The following is a 17,159-nucleotide window of genomic DNA, read 5'->3' as shown; positions in this document are numbered from 1 at the left end:
CGCCGTGACGGGCCGGGAGGGCCCCGGGCGGCCCGGGAGGTCGCTGCCTCGCCCGGCGCCAGCGCCACCGCCCCGCGCCAGCGCGTCCGGCCCGGGACCCGGTCGAAGAGGGGGAGGGGCCACTCAGGGCGGGGCGATCATGGGAGACTCGGCCCCATGAACGGCAAGGCGACGACGGCGACGCGGACACGGCTGGACAGGGGGCGCAGCGCTCTCGGCCCCGCGCTGGAACTGGTGCACACGGGCAGGGCGCCCACCCGCGCCGTGCTCACCGCCGAGCTCGGGGTGACCCGTGCCACCGCCGGAGCCGTCGCCGCCGAACTGGAGGCGCTCGGCCTCATCCGCGTCGACTCCAACCCCGGCGCCGCCGCCGGTTCCCAGGGCCGGCCCTCGCACCGCCTCGCGGTCGCCGAGAAGGGGCCCGTCGCGCTCGCCGCCCAGGTCCACGCCGACGGCTTCCGCGCCGCCCTCGTCGGTCTCGGCGGCACCATCGAGGCCACCGCGCCCGGCTGCGTCACCGTCTCCGCCGACCCCGCGCAGGTCCTCGGCGCCGTCGTCGAGGCGGGCGCCGCGCTGCTGCGCGCCAGCGGGCGCCGCTGCGTCGGCGCCGGGCTCGCCGCGCCCTCCGCCGTCGCCGAGCCCGAGGGCACCGCCCTCAACCCCCTGCACCTGGCCTGGCCGGCCGGCGCGCCGGTCCGCGAGATCTTCGCCGAGCAGGTCCGCGCCGCCGGCATCGAGGGCCCCGCCTTCACCGGGAACGACGTCAACCTCGCCGCCCTGGCCGAGCACCGCCACGGCGCCGGACGCGGCGCCAAGGACCTGCTCTGCGTGGCCACCGGCCACCGCGGCGTCGGCGGCGCGCTCGTCCTCGACGGCCGTCTGCACACCGGCAGTTCGGGCCTCGCCCTCGAGGTCGGCCACCTCACCGTCAACCCCGAGGGCCGCCCCTGCCACTGCGGCTCCCGCGGCTGCCTCGACGTCGAGACCGATCCGCTCGCCTTCCTCACCGTCGCCGGCCGCGACCCCGGACCCGAGGTCTCCCTCCTCCAGCAGGCCCGTGACCTGCTGCGCGACCACCGCGACGACCGCGGCGTGCGGGTCGCGACCGAGGAGCTGATCGACCGGCTCGGCCTCGGTCTGGCCGGCCTCGTCAACATCCTCAACCCCGACCGGATCATCCTCGGCGGCCTCCACCGCGAGCTCCTCGGCGCCGATCCCGAGCGCCTGCGGGCCGTGGTCGCCGACCGAAGCCTGTGGGGGCGCAGCGGCGGCGTACCGATCCTGCCGTGCACCCTCGACCACAACAGCCTGGTCGGGGCGGCCGAACTGGCCTGGCAGCCGGTCCTGGACGACCCCCTTAAAGCGCTGGGCGGTGCGGCCGCCGCCGAGTAGGGTCCGACCCCATGACCGATCCGCACACAGACGACAGCCAGGGCCGGGACACGGCCGCCGCGGCAGGCGCTCCTCCGACCGCCGTGCAAGACGCTCCTCCGGCCCCGGACGTCTCCACCGACGGCGAGGGCCTCCCGCCCCGCCTCTCCGCCGGACTCACCTTCCACGGGCCGCTGTCCGAGGCCCGGGCCGAGCGGATCGTCGCGCGCCTCGCCGCGGCCTCGCCCGGCACGGTCCTCGACATCGGCTGCGGCTGGGGCGAACTGCTGCTGCGCCTGTGCGCCGCCGTCCCCGGCGCCAAGGGCCTCGGCATCGACATCAACGGCGACGACCTCGCCCTCGGCCGGCGCCTCGCCGCCGCACGCGGCCTCGCGGAACGCGTCGAGTACGCCGAGGAGTCCGGGGTCGCCACCACCCGCGGTCCCGCCGACACCGTCCTGTGCCTCGGCTCCGGCCAGGCGCTGTGCGATCCCGACGCCCCGTACGATCCGGCCGTCGTCCTGCGCGAACTGCGCCGTCTCGTACGCCCGGGCGGCCGGGTCCTGCTCGGCGAGGGATTCTGGCAGCACACGCCCACCGAGGCCGAGCTCGCCCGGATGTGGCCGGGCGCCTCCGCCGACGACCACCTGACGCTGGAGGCCCTGGTGGACCTCGCGATCGAGGCGGGTTTCCGGCCCGCGTGGATCGAGACGGCGAGCCGGGAGGAGTGGGAGGAGTTCGAGTCCGGCTACCGCCACGCGACCGAACTCTGGCTCGCCGCCCACCCGGACCACCCGCTGGCCGCCGAGACCCGCGCCCGTGTCGACCGCCAGCGCTCGGCCTGGCTCGGCTACCGTTCGGTCCTCGGCATCGCCTATCTGACTCTCGTGCCGGTCGGCTGAAAAGCGTTTGATGCCCCGCCGGAACCGGCCTACCGTGGCGCGGTGGCCACTCGGATGATCATCCTCAACGGCGGTTCCAGCGCGGGCAAGTCGGGCATCGTCCGGTGCCTCCAGGCCGTGCTCCCCGACCCCTGGCTCGCCTTCGGCTGCGACTCCTTCGTCGACGCGCTGCCCGCCGCGATGCGCGCCTCGGACGACGGGATCGTGTTCGCGGACGACGGCGGCGTGAGCGTCGGGGACGACTTCCGGACGCTGGAGGCGGCCTGGACGGAAGGCATCGTGACGATGGCCCGGGCCGGTGCCCGGATCGTCGTCGACGACGTCTTCCTCGGCGGCGCCGCCTCACAGGAGCGGTGGCGCAAGGCCCTCGGGGACCTCGACGCGGACGTGCTGTGGGTCGGCGTCCGGTGCGACGGCGACGTCGCCGCCGGCCGGGAGATCGCCCGGGGCGACCGCCCCCGGGGCATGGCCGCGCTGCAGGCGGACCTGGTCCACCGGGGCGTCTCCTACGACCTGGAGGTCGACACCACCCGTACGGAATCCCTGGAGTGCGCGCGCGCCATCGCCGCCCGTGTCGTCACCGACAGCGTCATCACCGACCGCGTCCGCTGAACGGGCCGTCGATCAGGCTCACCACAGCCGCCCCGGGCCGAGCCCCGCGCGCCCCGGGGCCGACAGGTGCAGGACCTGGAAGCGCTCACCCTCGCCTGCCGGTTCGGCGTCCGCCCACAGGGTGAGGGACAGCAGCTCCCAGTGGCGCGGGTCGACGGCGAGGGCGCTCGCCACGACCCCGTCCGCCGCCGCCTGCCGGGCGTGGCGGGCCAGGGCGTCCGCGACGGCGTCACCCGGAGCGGTTCCCTCGGGAAGCGGCCGCCGGTGGCGGGTCGCGGCCCGGGGCGGCGCGGAGCTCGCCGGCCCCTCGTCGTACGCGAGGCCCGTCCAGTGCTGGACCACGGGCCGGCCGAAGTCGCTGACGATGCCCTGGAAACCGGGGCCCCACAGGAACGCGTTCATGCCGGTCGGGTCCGCCCACAGATAGAACGGCGCGTACTGGTTGACCGGCGAGCCGCCGTCCTTCCGCTCCCGCATCAGATACGCCTTGAGGCCGAGGCCCGGGAAGTCGTCGAGGAGACGGCCCCGGGTCGCCACCCGCTCGCGGATGATCTCCATGTCGTAGTCCGCGGGCAGCGTGATCTCGTACTGCATGGCGTGCATCGGGGTGCGGTCTCCTCGGTGAGGTCGGGTCAGGACGTGCGCGGGCGCGGCGGGGACGGCGGGGCGAGCAGGGCGAGCAGGCCGCGTACGGCGGTGTCGAAGGCGGCGGGGGAGCCGGAGGCGCGGGCGAGGACATAGCCGCCCTGGACGGTCGCGACGACGGTCGACGCGATCTCCTCCGCCCGCAGCGGGCCGGTGAACTCCCCGCTGTCCAGGCCCTCTTGGACGATCCCGGCGAGCCGACCGCGCAGCCAGTCCAGCGTCTCGTCGACCGGTGCGCGCAGCGCGTCGTCCGCGAGGACCTCGGGGTCCATCGTCAGCCGGCCCACCGGGCAGCCGCGCAGCACGTCGCGCTCGCGGAGCAGATACGCCTCGATCCGCGCGTACGCCGAACCCTCCGCGCCAAGGACCTCCTCGGCGGCGGCCCGCATCTCGTCGGCGGTCCGCCGGATCGCGGCGAGGGCGAGGTCGGGCTTGCCGGTGAAGTGGTGGTACATGCTGCCCTGCCCGGCCCCGGCCGCCTGCTGGATGGCCTTGGGGCTGGTGCCGACGTAGCCGCGCTCCCAGAGCAGCGCGCGGGTGGCCTCGATCAGTCGCTCGGACGTGCTGGCGCTCATACCGTGCACTGTACATACCAGTAGGTACAGAGTCGAGGAGCAGCCGCCGGGGCGCCGGATGCTCCCGCCGTCGTACGGGCGAAGCCGCCGGCCGTACGACGCCCCGGCACCCTCGCGCGGGCCCCCGCTCGTCCGGGCCGCGGTGATCATCGCCGTGATCGCCACCCTGCGCCGCTTCGGCCCGCGCCGCGGACGCGGGCCGACGGGCTTCCTCGGCGCCGACCGACCCGGGGGCCCGGACGCCTCCGCCGGCGACCAGCGCTCACCGATCGCGGTGCTCGGCCACCGCTTCGCGGCCGGCGAGATCGACGAGGGCGAGTACGGGTGCCGGCTGACCGTCCTGGAGGAACGGTTCGGCCGCCCCACGGCGGGCAAACGGCGCCGCGACTCACGCGGCACGCCCCCCGTAGCGCCCGCGACCACCCCGCAGCGCCCGCGACCCCCCGGCCGCCCCGCGCTCCTGCCCTCCGCCACCGCGTCATCGGCCGTGACCGGTGGGGCGCCGGCGGCAGCCGGGTGGCTCGTGGGGCGGCTCACGTCGCCGGGCGTACCCGATGTCACGTACGGCTTTGCCCGGTTCGCGCCCTACCGCCGTGCGGCGGCAGCGCCGACCCTCGCCTCATGGGGGAACTCGACTCGGCGCCTCGGGCCGCCGCCGCACCGCGACCGGGCACCGACGGTGCCACTGAGCCCGTCTGGGAAGCCGTCGACCGTGAACAGGCGCGCGACGAGGGCGCCGACGGCCCCGCGCCCCCCGCGCCGCCGCGGTGCCCGCGCTGTGGGCGGCTCTGCGACCGGCGCCCCACCTACTACGGCGCGTACGTCCTGCTGGAACCCGGTACGCGTCGGGCCGCGCACCGCGTGCCGGCCGGCCACCGCTGGTACCTGGATCCTGACGGCCGCGCCTGGAAGGGCGGGGACGTCGAGCCCGCGGCGGGCGGGCAGTGCCTCGTGCCGCACCGGGTCGAATGCCCGGCGCTCGTTCTCGTGGAGCCCGCGCCGGACCCCGAGGCGCGTCCGGCGGCCTGAACCGGCCCGCCGATCGTCGCCGATCGTCCTGGACTCCCGGGCGCGGCGCGTGTCAGTGGGAGGCCAGTGCCGTCCGTGCGACCGCGGGTGTGCGCAACGGCTCGTCGGGGGTGCCGAACGGGACGGTCTCCAGCGGCCGGTCGGCGAAGGGGCCCGTGGTGGTGGCGCCGTAGACGGCGCGCTCGCGCGGGGTCGGGGCGAGGGAGGAGGGCGGGGCCTGGAGCGTGAACCAGACGACCTTGCCGGAGTCGCCGTGCGGGCGGGCGCCCCAGCTCTCGCTCACCGCCTGGATGATGGCGAGGCCGCGTCCCGAGGTGGCGAACTCCTCGCCGTCCCCGGTCGCCGCACACAGGTCCGGCAGCCGTGGGTCGTTGTCCCGTACGGAGACGGTCAGCCGGTCGAGCAGCAACTCGACCTCGACCGTGCAGGTCTTGTCGGGCTGTGCGTGGCGGTGCACATTCGTCAGGAGCTCGGTGACACCGAGCGTGGCATGGTCGATCAGTGCGTCGACCTGCCAGTGGCGCAGATGCGCCGACACGATTCTGCGGACCTGTCCGATCCGCGACGGCAGGGCCTGGAGCTCCACCGTGCAGTATCTGCTGGGCTCACTGATCACGGCTGCGACTCCCCGAAGTAGGTCCGGAAGAAGACGGAGATTCGGATCTGTCATGCGGTGTAGCAGGGCGATGGGCTGCTTCGCAGCGTCACCGCCGGTCAACCCTCGGTGAGGTGGTTCCAGCCTGAACCAGTGGTGACCTCCCCGCAACTCGCGGCGACCCGTCGCAGGTCAGCGGTGTGTCGCAGGCACCGTCATGATCCTGAGCCGCACGTACCGTCATGATCGTGTGTCGCACGCGCCGTCACGATCGGTGTGCCGCACGCGCCGTCACGATCGGTGGGGTGCCGTACGCCCGGTCAGGGGCGATGCGTCAGTTTCTCCAGCGCTTCGAGCAGCCGCCCCGAGCCCGAGATCCGGTAGCGCGTCCCGTTCACGGTCGCCACCGCCTCGTCCGGCTTCGCGAACCACGGCCGCGCCGCCCGGACCGTACCCAGCGGGGCGCTGTCGATCTCGCTGCCGTAACTCGTCAGCAGGGACAGCCGCCCGTCCTCGATGCGGACCTCGCCCGCCCGGGTCAGCGACCGGGGCCAGCGGTCGATCCGTACCCCCGTGGCCGTGAACTCCGGCTCCGACACGGGCTCCGGTGCGGGCTCCGGCAGGGAATCCGAGATGGGATCCGACATCGACTCCGCCCCCTTCGCGCAGACTGCCTCCCCTCAGTGTGCCCGGCGTCCGCCCCCGGCACCAGAAGGGCCCCGGCGCGCGAGCCCGGCGCTCCTCCCAAGGCACTCCTATGGACCCTCAAAGGGAACGTTTGCCCAGGTGAGAGGGGTATCGTCGGTCAGTGGGCACCCCGGCGACGGGCACCCCGCCGGGCACCAGGAGAAGAGGCACGCACGCATGACCACCATCGACAGCCCCATGGCCACCGTCGACGTCGACCGCAGCGACCCCGCCTACCGGTCCTGGCTCAAGGAGGCCGTCCGCAAGGTCCAGGCCGACGCCAACCGCTCGGCCGACACCCACCTGCTGCGCTTCCCGCTCCCGGAGAGCTGGGGCATCGACCTCTACCTCAAGGACGAGTCGACCCACCCCACCGGCAGCCTCAAGCACCGCCTCGCCCGCTCGCTCTTCCTCTACGGCCTGTGCAACGGATGGATCCGCCCCGACGCGCCCGTCATCGAGGCGTCCAGCGGCTCGACCGCCGTCTCCGAGGCGTACTTCGCCAAGCTGATCGGCGTGCCCTTCATCGCCGTCATGCCCCGCACCACCAGCCCGGAGAAGTGCCGGCTCATCGAGTTCCACGGCGGCCGCTGCCACTTCGTGGACGACTCGCGCACCATGTACGAGGAGGCCGCCGCGCTCGCCGAGCGCACCGGAGGCCACTACATGGACCAGTTCACGTACGCGGAGCGGGCCACCGACTGGCGCGGCAACAACAACATCGCCGAGTCGATGTTCCAGCAGCTCGAGCTGGAGCGCTATCCCGAGCCGGCGTGGATCGTCGCCACGGCCGGCACCGGCGGCACCTCGGCGACGATCGCCCGCTACGTGCACTACATGCAGTTCGACACCCGGATCTGCGTCGCCGACCCCGAGAACTCCTGTTTCTTCGACGGCTGGACCCACCACGACCCGGACGCCACCTCCGACTGCGGCTCCCGCATCGAGGGCATCGGCCGGCCCCGGATGGAGCCGAGCTTCGTCCCCGGCGCCATCGACCGCATGATGAAGGTGCCCGACGCGGCGAGCGTGGCCGCCGTCCGCGCCCTGGAGGCCGCGATCGGCCGCAAGGCCGGCGGCTCCACCGGCACCGGCCTGTGGAGCGCGCTGAAGATCGTCGCCGAGATGGTGGCCGAAGGCCGTACCGGAAGCGTCGTCACCCTGATCTGCGACCCCGGCGAGCGCTACCTCGACAAGTACTACTCGGACGACTGGCTGGCCGCCCAGGGCCTCGCCATCGCGCCGTACACCGCCGCTATCGACCGGTTCCTGGCGACGGGTGCCTGGCCGGAGTGAGCCGCCGGTCCAGGCGGCGGACCGCGTCCCGGAAGGACAGCCCCATGCCGGGCCGGGCCAGCCGCAGACCCACGGCGAAGGGACGGCTGCCGTCGGCCGCCATGGTCCACCGCACCCGTGTCCCGCCCGCGGCGGGGGACAGGGCCCACTCCTCCAGGAGCGCCGTGACGCCCGGCGCGTTGGTCGAGTCGACCCGGTAGGCGTAGCGCGCCTCCGGGTCGGCCGCCATGACGGTCTCCTCGAAGAAGACCCCGCCGCGCAGCCGGATCGTCCGCCCCGCCCCCTCGCCCGTCGGGGCGGCGGACCTGACCGCCGAGAACCACGCGGGCCAGCTCCCCACCTCGACCGCGAGCGAGCGGTAGACCGCGGTGGGCGGGGCCGCCACCTGCGCCGAGAACACCAGGCGGACGGGAGCGGACGCGAGGAAGTCGAGCTCCACCGGCCTCAGTCGGCGTGCCATGGACCGTACCTCCGTGGGGACGGGGCTGCGGGGAGCGCACACCCTAGCTGACGGCTGTTCAGTTGCCCAGGAGTCCGTCGAGCGCCCTGGCGAACAACCGCCGTCCCACGGCCGCCAGTACGGGGTCGAGGGCGGCCGGCACACCGCGCAGCCGCAGCTCCTCCGCCCACCGCACCCGGCAACCGGAGTCCTCGCCCACCACCTCGAAGACGGCCGAACCGCGCACCGCCCGCCCGAGCTTCACCAGCCGGCACACGCCCGGCCGGCCCGCCTCGGGCGGATCGAACCGCACGACCTCCATCGGGTCGTCGAAGCCGAGGCGTCCCACGCCCGTCCGGGCCGTGAACCGCGTGCCGACGCCGGCGGGGCCCTCGGTCAGCACCGTGGTCCTGGTGAACGGGATCAGCGCGCCGTGCGCCGGCCAGTCCGTGAGCCGCCGCCACGCCTCGGCGGGCGGCAGCGGCACGGTCCGCTCGATGCGGAACCGGCTCACTCGGCCTCCGCCCCGTCGACCGCACGGGTCTTCGCCGCACGGGCCTCCGCCTCCGGTGCGCCGTCCCCGGCCTCTGCGACCGTCTCGCCGCCCTCGTCCCCGTCCCCGTCCTCGCCCTCGTGCGCTTCCTCGCCCGCCACCACGAGACCCGGCAGATGCTCGGCCATCTCCTCGCGCAGTCGTGGCGACAGCCCCCGGTCCGTCACCAGCGTGTCCACCTCGTCGAGCGTCGCGAACGAACTCAGGCCCACCGTCCCCCACTTGGTGTGGTCCGCGACCACCACCACCCGACGCGCCGAACGCACCAGACGCCGGTTGGTCTCCGCCTCCGCCAGGTTCGGCGTGGACAGCCCGGCCTCCACCGAGATGCCGTGCACCCCGAGGAACAGGGCGTCGAAGTGGAGCGAGCGGATCGCCTGGTCGGCCACCGGGCCCACCAGCGCGTCCGACGGGGTCCGCACCCCGCCCGTCAGCACCACCGTCGCCGCCCCGGCCCGTGCCTCGCCACCCGAGCCGGAGTGCTGCGCCTCGTAGAAGACGTCCGCGACCCGGACCGAGTTCGTCACCACGGTCAGGTCCGGCACGTCCAGCAGATGCCGGGCCAGCGCGTACGTCGTCGTGCCACCCGAAAGGGCGATGGCCGTGCCCGGCCGCACCATCGCGGCGGCCGCCCGGGCGATCTCCTCCTTGGCGCCCAGCGCGAGCGCCGACTTCGCCTCGAACCCCGGCTCGTGGGTGCTCGCCTCGACCACCGGCACCGCGCCGCCGTGCACCTTGGCCACCACACCCTGCCGGGCCAGCGCGTCGAGGTCCCGGCGCACCGTCATGTCGGACACATGGAGACGGCGGGTCAGCTCGTTGACCCGTACACCACCGCGCCGGCGCACCTCGTCGAGAATCAGGGCGCGCCGCTGTTCCGCGAGGAGGTTCTGATTGTCACTCACCGCCGGGGCCGGTCCTTTCCGAAGGGGATCTGGGAACTGAGGAACTCGATGAAGGGGTAAAGGCGTAGAGGGACGTCGGATTCGGTGAGGACCGTGCCGTGGGGCGCGACCGTCCGCGATCCTGGTGCCCGCCGTCGCATCCTCCCATCCAGAGAGGGAGTCCCCGAAGTGTCCCCTGCCACACCCGACCCGCTGAGCGGGGGTGCGGCGCTCGAACTGCTCGTCCACGGCGTGGGCGGAGCCACCGCGGCCGACATGCTGGACGACCCGCGCACGGTACGGGTCACCGGCGACCACACCGCCGCGGTGCACCGCCGCAGGGACGACGTCGACGCCGAGGACCACCCCGAGCGGTACGCCGACCGGCCCGTCCCCGAGGCGTACTGCTGGTCCAACCTGACCTCCGGCAACGGGACCCGCGCCCTGTGGCTGCTGCTCCTGCCGTTCATGGTCGCCAACCTCGCCCACTGGATGCGCCCGCCCACCGAAGGGCGCGCCGGTCTCGTCCGGCTCTACGGCGTCCTCGTCCGGCTCGTCGCGCTCACCCTCACCGTCCTGCTGACCGCGGCCGCCTGCGAGGTCGCCCTCGACCTGACGGCCTGGCAGTGCGCGGGCTCCGGGCCCTGCGCCGGGCAGCGGTCCTGGCTCGGCTTCCTCTCGGCGGAGCGCGCCGGCTGGTGGTCGCAGCCCGGCCGCCGCCTCGTGCTCGCCGCGCTCGTGCCCACCGCCCTCGTCGGGCTCCTCTGGTACCTGTCCAACCGCACCTGGAGCGCCTACGAGGCCCAGCGCCCGCCCACCGGTGACGAGACGGACCCGGCGGCACCCGGCACCGAGGCCGCCGGCACCGAGGGGACCGGCACCGCGACCACCGACACCACCGACACCGAGGCCGCCGACAGCGGGGCACCGACCGAACTGCGGCCCGCGCTCGGCCGGCCCGGCTTCTGGTACGGGCGCCGGCTCGTCGCCCGGCTGCGCGCGGCGCACACCGCCGCCGGTTTCCTCACGGTCGCCGCCGCCCTCGCCGGGGCGGCCGCCGGGCACGACCAGCGGGCCGCCGGCGGCTCGGCGCGCGAAGTGATCGGCTGGGCCGTCCAGGGCGGCATCGGCGTGCTCGCCGCCGTCGTGGTGGGGGTGGTCTGCCGCCGGGGCCGCAGCGAGCACCGCCTCGACCTGCGGCTCGAACGCGCCCTGGTCTCCTGGCTGCCCGCCACCGCCCTCCTGCTGCTCGTGCTCACCGCCGTCCACACCGGGTGGGCCCGACCCGGCTGGCACTCCTCCGGCACCCTCCCCGGCAACACCGTCTTCGGCCTCCTCACCCTCGCCCAGGGCGGGCTCGTCGTCGCCCTCGGCGTGGTCGCCCTGCTCCTGCACCGCCCCCGCCGCCACCCGCGCACCGTCCTGTACGGGCTCGGCGGCCCCGCCGTCGCCATGCTGGCCTGCGCGCTCGGCGGGGTGATGTCCGGCGGCGTCGCCCAGCGGGTCGCGGACTGGCTCGACGGGCCGGGCACCCCCGGCGCCGGGGACGGGCTGATCACCGGACCGCCCGTGCTGCTGAGCTGGCAGGCGTCCGTGATCCCCGTCCTGCTCCTGCTGCTCCTCGTCCCGAGCGCCCTGCTCGTCGCCCGCACCGTGCTCGCCGCCCGCGCGCTGCGCCCGGTCGTCGACGCCGACTACGGCACCGAGGACCCCGACCGCCTGCGCACCGACCAGATCGCGGCGAGCCGGGCCCGCGCCGGACTCACCGACGCGGCGCCCGTCCTCGTCGGCGTCCTCTCCGGCGCCACCCTGCTGCTCGGCGCCGCCTCCGTCGCCGGGGCCTGGGCCAGCGACAACGTCCCCGGGCGGGCCTTCGACGGCGCCCATCCGGCCATCGCCTCGGCCGCCACCGCCGCCCAGGCGCTGGGCTCCTGGATGATCGGCTTCGGCTTCCTGCTCTTCGTCACCTGGGGCCGCCGCGCCTACAAGGACGCCTCCGCGCGCCGCACCATCGGCATCCTCTGGGACGTCGGCACGTTCTGGCCGCGCGCCGCCCATCCCTTCGCCCCGCCCTGCTACGCCGAGCGCGCCGTCCCCGACCTCACCTGGCGGATGAGCTCCTGGACACGGCAGACCGGCGGACGCCTCGTCATATCCGGCCACTCGCAGGGCAGCGTCCTCGCCGCCGCGGCGGTCTGGCAACTGCCGCCCGCCACCCGCGGCCGGGTCGCGCTGCTCACGTACGGCTCGCCGCTCGAACGGCTCTACGGCCGCTGGTTCCCGGCCTATTTCGGCCCCGCGTCGCTGCGCGACCTGCACCGCACGGTGCACTGCTGGAGCAACCTCTACCGGTCCACCGACCCCATCGGCGGCCCCGTCCGGGTCCCGGCCGAGGGCGACCGCCCGGCCGTCGACCGGCCCGAGCTGCTCGACCCCGTCGCGTACGGCCGCACCCGCCGGCATCCGCTGCCCGAACCGATCCTCGGCCACTCCGACTACCAGGCCGACCCGGCCTTCGCCGAGACCCGCTCCGCGCTCCTCGACCGGCTACCGCCCGCCCTGCCCCGCCAGCGCGACGCCGAGCCGCCGCTCCTAGCCAGCCGGACCGACGCGGCCCCGGCTCAGGGAAGCTCGGGCAGGTCCTCCGGATAGAGCAGGGTCAGGTCGTCCGTGCTCGGCTCGGCGAGCGCGGCGACCCGGCCCGCGTGCCGCTCCACCATCGACTCGAACGTCTGCCGCGCCGTCCGGCCGTTGCCGAACGTCGGGCCCTTCGGCAGCGCGGTGAAATACTTCAGCAGCGCCTCACCGCTGCCGGGCGCCAGCCGGTACTCGTGCTCCTCCGCCTGCTGCTCCACGATCCGCAGCAGCTCCTCCGGGTCGTAGTCGGAGAAGGTGATGGTCCGTGAGAACCGGGACGCCACCCCGGGGTTGACGGTCAGGAAGCGCTCCATCTCCGCCGTGTACCCGGCGGCGATCACCACGACCGCGTCCCGGTGGTCCTCCATCAGCTTCACCAGCGTGTCGATGGCCTCCCGGCCGAAGTCCCGTCCGGAGTCCTCGGGGGACAGCGCGTACGCCTCGTCGACGAAGAGGACACCGCCTCGGGCCCGGTCGAACGCCTCCTGGGTACGGATCGCGGTGGAGCCGATGTGCTCGCCGACCAGGTCGACGCGGGACACCTCCACCAGATGGCCGCGCTCGAGGACCCCGAGGGACGCCAGGATCTCCCCGTACAGCCGGGCCACCGTGGTCTTGCCCGTCCCCGGGTTGCCGGTGAAGACCAGATGGCGCCGCGCGGACACCGCCTTGAGGCCGGCCTCCTGACGGCGGCGGCCCACCTCGATCATGTTGGTGAGCGTCCGCACCTCGTGCTTGACGCTCTCCAGGCCCACCAGGGCGTCGAGTTCGCCGAGCACCTCCTGCGAGGAGCGGGCGGCCGGCGGCTCGGCGGCCGGGACCGGCGCCGCGGCCGGGGTCACGGCGGCGGGGCGGGGGACCGGGACGGTGCCGAGCAGCCCGCCCGGCTGGGCGGCCGTCAGCACCGGCCCTTCCGGGGACGACGGAACCCGCACCTGGCTCTCGTCGCTGGTGCAGTCCTCGGCGACCGGACCGTCCTCCGGGAACTCGTAACCGCCGCGCGCGCACCGCTCCGTACGGCACTTCCGCAGGGTCGTCCGGCAGCCGTCCATCACGTGGAAGCCGTAGCCGCCGCTGCCCGTCACCCGGCAGCCGTGGAAGGAGCCGCGGCCCTCGGCCGACACGTAGAACCCGGCCTCGGCGGGGGAGGTGACGGTGCACCGCTCGATCGTCGGATCGGCGCCCTTGGTGACGATGACCCCGGTCTGCACGGAGTCGATCGTGCAGCCGCCGAGAGTGCCGCCGCTGCCGTGGTCCCGGAACCAGGCGCCCGTGGACGCCTCCCGGATCCGGCAGTCGTCCAACTGCGCGGTCGCCCCGTCGCTCACCGACACGGCCGTGTTCCGCACCTGCGACAGATCGCTGTCGACGACGTCGGCGCGCGAACCGCGGTCGAGCACGAACAGGGCGTCGGGCACGTCGTGCACCCGGCAGGAGTCGAGCACCGCCGTCGCCCCGTCGCTCACCCAGACGGCGGGATAGTCGCCGGTGCTGTCGTGGATCTCGCACTGGTTGGCGTCCACCCGGGTGCCCGGGTCCCACACGGACAGGCCGTTGCGCCCGAACCGCCGTACGGACGAGCGGGTCAGCGTGAGGACCGAACGGGAGCGCAGGTCGACGGCGTTCTCGGGGATGTCGTGGATGTCGCAGTCGGAGAGCGTGAGCACGGCGTCGGTGTCGAGGGTGATGCCGTCGGCGGAGGTGCGGTGCACGGTGGAGTCGCTGAGGTGGGCCGTGGCCCGGGCGGCGATCTGCAGGCCGGAGCCCTTGATCTCGTACACCTCGCAGCCGATGCCCTCCAGGCCGCTGCCCTCGCCGTTGACGGTGATGCCGGAGCCGGAGGCATGGTGGACCCGGCACCGTTCGAGGCGGGGGTGGGCGCCGCCGCGCACGGAGATCCCGGACTGGCCCGCCGACACGACCTCGCAGTCCTCGAACACGCCGCCGGCGCCGTCGAGCACGGCGATCCCGACCCCGGCCGGATTGTCGACCGTGCAGCGGCGGACCGTGGGCCGGGCCGCGCCGCGCACCTCCAGGCCGGCGGCGGAACGGGTCACGATCCGCACGTCGAGCAGTTCGGGGGTGCCGTCCTCCACGAGCAGCGCCGGGGCGGCCGCGTCCTGCCCCTCGATGTGAAGGTCCTGCAGGGTCGCCGAGGCCCGCACCGTCAGCGGCACGCCGTCGGCGGGCGCGATCCGCACCGGCCCGTCGCCGCCCCGCAGGGTGACGGCGCGCCGGATGACGAGGTTCTCCCGGTAGGTGCCGGGCGCCACGGTGAGGACGTCCCCGTCGCCCGCGGCCTCCAGGGCGGCGGCGAGGGAGGCGTACTCGCCCGTGCGGCGCCGCCACCGCGACGTGCCGGTGTGCGTCACCTGGACCGTGCCCTGTGCCATGGGTGTGCTCTGCCCCCGCCTCGTGCGTCGACGCCGGATCCGGATCCCGGATCCTGGATCCGATGCCCCACCGTAGCGCGCGCGGCGGCCCCGGGTTGACGGGTCGCCCGCTCTCCCGTTACGGCGTCAGCTTCCCGTGCCCGTACGACCCCAGTCCGGACCGACCTGCGCCCAGGCGCGGTCGAGTCGCGCGTACCGCCGCCGGAGCAGCCGGTGGACGACCACCCTCCTGGTGGACTCGACGAGGAACCCGGCGAGCAGGGCCACGGTGAGCCCGGCGACGAGCGCGTGCGCGCGGGCCGTCCCGGGGTGCATCGGCGGGGTGACGGCGCGCCCGGTGCGGTCGGTCCACAGCGGGAAGTGGTCGCCGGGGTCCGCGTGCTCCCGGGCGGTGGTCACGGTGCCGGTGCGTTCGGTGCCGTCGGGGGCGGTCCAGGCCGCCACGACGGCGGGGCGGAGCCGCTGTTCCCCGGCCGTCTCGGCGGTCCGCCGGCCGGTCGCCCCTGCCTCGCCGGTCTCGGCGGTCTCGGCGGGCCGCACCACCCGGGCGACGGTCGGGACGCGTTCCTGCTGCTGGGCGCGGACGGCGCGCTGCAGGGACTCGTTCGCCGAGGCGCCCACCGCCCAGCCGGCCAGCGGCACGGCCAGGCAGAGCAGCAGGGCGGCCGTCATGGCCACCCATGCCTCGACCAGATCGGTGGTCCGGCACAGGGGGTTGTGCCGCCAGCGCCAGAGTCCGGTGGCTGCGCGCACGCTCCGCACCCCCTCGTCTCGTCGACGGCCCGCCCGGGGCCCTTCGGCGGTTGCCGCTCTTCCAACGAGTGTGCCCCGGGGGTGGGTTCCTCGCCTGTCGGAGGGAATCGCCCGGAGCGAGGTCGACGAAGGCCCGGAGCGGGGCCGACGGGGGGAGGTGCCGGCCGTCAGTCGAGGATCTTGACCGGGTCGCCGACCCGGATGACGCCGGGGTGCTCGGGCACCAGGTTCTGGCCGAAGATCAGCCGGCTGCCGTCCTTGCGATGCCGGGCCAGGGTGCGCAGCGGCTCCTTGCCGCGTTCGCCGGTGAGCTGGTCGGTGGTGGTGACCACGCACCGGCCGGAGGACTTGGCCACGCGGAAGGCGACGTCGCCGATGGACAGCCGCCGCCAGCCGTCCTCGGCCCAGGGCGCGGTGCCGTCGACGACCACGTTCGGCCGGAAGCGGTTCATGGGCAGCGGGCCCTCGTCGGCGTGGTCGCCCTGGGCGATGAGGGAGTTGAGGGCGTCGAGGGAGGAGGTGGTGGTGAGGAGCAGCGGGTAGCCGTCGGCGAAGCTGACGGTCTCGCCGGGCAGGGCGTAGGCGGGGTCGACGGGCCTGCGCCGGGCCGGGTCGTCCATGTGGACGAGCCGGACCTCGCTGTCCAGATAGGCGCTGAACCAGGCGTCCGCGGCGGGGTCGGCGGGGACGGCCTCCACCGTCGTGCCGAAGACGTCCACCGGAAGCGTGCCGTGCGCGGCGGAGGGGCGCGGCACCTCGACGGTGAGCGGTGCGCGGCCGGGCCCCGACAGCGTGACGCCGCCGTCCGGCAGGAGCGCGGCCGACGCCAACGCCAGCCGGGCGTGCTGGCGTTGGGTCACGACCTTGCCCGCGGTGTCCACCACCGTCCAGCGGCGGTCACCGGCCAGTCCCCATGGCTGGACCTCCGCCTCCGCGGGGGCGAACCCGCGCAGTGCCTTGACCGGGTGGACATGGACGGAGCGCAAGACAGGATTCGGCATGCCCTCATCCTGCCAGTCGCTCCGCCGTGTTCGTCCGCCGCGTTCGAAGGTCAGTACCCCCGGCCCTGGTAGGGCTGGTTGTACGGGTCGTCGTACGGCGCGGCCGTGGGGGCCGGGGCCGGTCGCGGGGCCGCGGGGCGCATCGCCTCGTACCCGCCGGCCATGGGGCGCGGCGGCTGCGGCGCCTGGGGGCCGGGGTAGCCGCGCGGGGCGGTGAGCTGCTGCGGGATGTACGCGGTGGGGGCGGCGTGCTGCATCGGCACGGGAGCCATCTGCGCGGCGGGCGCCATCTGGGCGGCGGGCGCCATGTGCTGCGCGGGCTGGGGGTAGCCGTAGCCACCGCCGTGTCCGGCGTACGCGGGGGCGGGCTGCGGGCTGGGCGCCGCCGGGAGGGCGGGCAGGGCCGCGGGCAGGGCCGGCAGGTAGCTGTCGCTGCCGTTGCTTCCGGAGAAGCTGCCGGTGTCGTACGCGGAGGGCACTCGGATCGGGGCGATCTGAGGCGTGCCCCGCTCTGCGACGAGCGAGTCGTAGATCGGGGTGTCGGGGAACGACGGCGCGGTGTAGTAACCGCCTCCGTAGGTGGAGCGCGGGGAGGTCATGGCCATAAGTTAAGCCCACGATGTGGTGGTTGGGGAGACCGATAAGAGGGTTGTTTGACGGGTTCCTTGAGGCTGTCGATCGGCAATGTGAGCGAACCTGTCAAAAACGGTCGTCGGGTGAGTAAGGGATCTTGAAAAACCCGAGCTCGGAAGGGGTTACCGACGGGTTGCGGTGGGTGACCGGCAGG

The 17,159-nt window shown here is 74.8% G+C and carries 17 protein-coding genes; 6 read left to right on the top strand and 11 right to left on the bottom strand.

The annotated features are described in order from the left end of the window. Positions 1 to 156: 156 nt before the first annotated feature. From ABZ135_RS00510 to cpt, 3 genes are all read left to right on the top strand, one after another. Entirely contained in the window at positions 157 to 1,392 is a 1,236-nt protein-coding gene (locus ABZ135_RS00510) for an ROK family protein (protein ID WP_356690253.1), read from the top strand. An 83-nt stretch (positions 1,393 to 1,475) separates the two neighbouring features. Next, positions 1,476 to 2,273 carry a class I SAM-dependent methyltransferase gene (locus ABZ135_RS00505; RefSeq protein WP_356690617.1) on the top strand — a complete coding sequence of 266 codons (798 nt, stop codon included), beginning with the start codon at positions 1,476 to 1,478 and terminating at the stop codon, positions 2,271 to 2,273. Positions 2,274 to 2,327: 54 nt separating this feature from the next. Further along, complete coding sequence (gene cpt / locus ABZ135_RS00500; protein ID WP_356690615.1) at positions 2,328 to 2,885, top strand: chloramphenicol phosphotransferase CPT; 558 nt, start codon at positions 2,328 to 2,330, stop codon at positions 2,883 to 2,885. 18 nt (positions 2,886 to 2,903) lie between these two features. Here the strand turns inward: cpt and ABZ135_RS00495 are convergent, their stop codons facing one another. Both ABZ135_RS00495 and ABZ135_RS00490 read right to left on the bottom strand, forming a co-directional pair. Beyond that, on the bottom strand, positions 2,904 to 3,488 hold the full coding sequence (locus tag ABZ135_RS00495) for a DUF4865 family protein (RefSeq protein WP_356690251.1): 585 nt from the start codon (positions 3,486 to 3,488) through the stop codon (positions 2,904 to 2,906). A gap of 29 nt (positions 3,489 to 3,517) precedes the next feature. Further along, a complete protein-coding gene (locus ABZ135_RS00490; protein WP_356690249.1) occupies positions 3,518 to 4,105 on the bottom strand; it encodes a TetR/AcrR family transcriptional regulator in 588 nt (195 codons plus the stop codon). Positions 4,106 to 4,726: 621 nt separating this feature from the next. Between ABZ135_RS00490 and ABZ135_RS00485 the strand changes: the two genes are divergently transcribed. Then, the gene (locus tag ABZ135_RS00485) at positions 4,727 to 5,134 is read left to right on the top strand and encodes a DUF6083 domain-containing protein (RefSeq protein WP_356690247.1); all 408 of its coding nucleotides are present in this window, start codon (positions 4,727 to 4,729) and stop codon (positions 5,132 to 5,134) included. Positions 5,135 to 5,186: 52 nt separating this feature from the next. Here the strand turns inward: ABZ135_RS00485 and ABZ135_RS00480 are convergent, their stop codons facing one another. After that, the gene (locus ABZ135_RS00480) at positions 5,187 to 5,750 is read right to left on the bottom strand and encodes an ATP-binding protein (protein ID WP_356690245.1); all 564 of its coding nucleotides are present in this window, start codon (positions 5,748 to 5,750) and stop codon (positions 5,187 to 5,189) included. Between the two features lie 299 nt (positions 5,751 to 6,049). Next, positions 6,050 to 6,376: a hypothetical protein gene (locus ABZ135_RS00475; protein ID WP_356690243.1), complete on the bottom strand. Its 327-nt coding sequence runs from the start codon at positions 6,374 to 6,376 to the stop codon at positions 6,050 to 6,052. A gap of 217 nt (positions 6,377 to 6,593) precedes the next feature. On the opposite strand from ABZ135_RS00475, the gene ABZ135_RS00470 reads away from it, so the two are divergent. Further along, positions 6,594 to 7,712 (top strand): PLP-dependent cysteine synthase family protein, encoded by a 1,119-nt coding sequence (locus ABZ135_RS00470; RefSeq protein ID WP_356690241.1) that lies wholly within the window; start codon positions 6,594 to 6,596, stop codon positions 7,710 to 7,712. Here ABZ135_RS00470 and ABZ135_RS00465 read toward each other — a convergent pair. Genes ABZ135_RS00465 through ABZ135_RS00455 form a run of 3 tightly spaced genes read right to left on the bottom strand, consistent with a single transcriptional unit; the run spans position 7,672 to position 9,609 of the window. Next, positions 7,672 to 8,172 (bottom strand): SRPBCC family protein, encoded by a 501-nt coding sequence (locus ABZ135_RS00465; protein ID WP_356690239.1) that lies wholly within the window; start codon positions 8,170 to 8,172, stop codon positions 7,672 to 7,674. The genes ABZ135_RS00470 and ABZ135_RS00465 overlap by 41 nt on opposite strands. Before the next feature lie 58 nt (positions 8,173 to 8,230). Further along, a complete protein-coding gene (locus ABZ135_RS00460; RefSeq protein ID WP_356690237.1) occupies positions 8,231 to 8,665 on the bottom strand; it encodes an SRPBCC family protein in 435 nt (144 codons plus the stop codon). Further along, positions 8,662 to 9,609 carry a DeoR/GlpR family DNA-binding transcription regulator gene (locus ABZ135_RS00455; RefSeq protein ID WP_356690235.1) on the bottom strand — a complete coding sequence of 316 codons (948 nt, stop codon included), beginning with the start codon at positions 9,607 to 9,609 and terminating at the stop codon, positions 8,662 to 8,664. The genes ABZ135_RS00460 and ABZ135_RS00455 overlap by 4 nt, the downstream gene beginning before the upstream one ends. Before the next feature lie 168 nt (positions 9,610 to 9,777). Here ABZ135_RS00455 and ABZ135_RS00450 point away from each other — a divergent pair, with 168 nt between their 5' ends. After that, positions 9,778 to 12,240 carry a hypothetical protein gene (locus ABZ135_RS00450; protein WP_356690233.1) on the top strand — a complete coding sequence of 821 codons (2,463 nt, stop codon included), beginning with the start codon at positions 9,778 to 9,780 and terminating at the stop codon, positions 12,238 to 12,240. Here the strand turns inward: ABZ135_RS00450 and ABZ135_RS00445 are convergent. The 4 genes from ABZ135_RS00445 to ABZ135_RS00430 all read right to left on the bottom strand — a co-directional run bounded on the left by ABZ135_RS00445 (position 12,210) and on the right by ABZ135_RS00430 (position 16,971). After that, positions 12,210 to 14,618 carry a right-handed parallel beta-helix repeat-containing protein gene (locus ABZ135_RS00445; RefSeq protein ID WP_356690231.1) on the bottom strand — a complete coding sequence of 803 codons (2,409 nt, stop codon included), beginning with the start codon at positions 14,616 to 14,618 and terminating at the stop codon, positions 12,210 to 12,212. The two genes, ABZ135_RS00450 and ABZ135_RS00445, sit on opposite strands and share 31 nt — an antisense overlap. A 126-nt stretch (positions 14,619 to 14,744) precedes the next feature. After that, positions 14,745 to 15,371 (bottom strand): hypothetical protein, encoded by a 627-nt coding sequence (locus ABZ135_RS00440; RefSeq protein WP_356690229.1) that lies wholly within the window; start codon positions 15,369 to 15,371, stop codon positions 14,745 to 14,747. A 167-nt stretch (positions 15,372 to 15,538) separates the two neighbouring features. Beyond that, positions 15,539 to 16,372, bottom strand: a complete 834-nt coding sequence (locus tag ABZ135_RS00435; protein WP_356690227.1) for an MOSC N-terminal beta barrel domain-containing protein — start codon at positions 16,370 to 16,372, stop codon at positions 15,539 to 15,541. 50 nt (positions 16,373 to 16,422) lie between these two features. Further along, a complete protein-coding gene (locus ABZ135_RS00430; RefSeq protein WP_356690225.1) occupies positions 16,423 to 16,971 on the bottom strand; it encodes a DUF6643 family protein in 549 nt (182 codons plus the stop codon). Between the last annotated feature and the right edge of the window lie 188 nt (positions 16,972 to 17,159).

The sequence above is a fragment of the Streptomyces sp. NPDC006339 genome, assembly GCF_040612775.1.
GTDB lineage: Bacteria > Actinomycetota > Actinomycetes > Streptomycetales > Streptomycetaceae > Streptomyces.
Note: the sequence above shows the minus strand (reverse complement) of the source record. Positions and strands in the feature narration are given on the sequence as shown.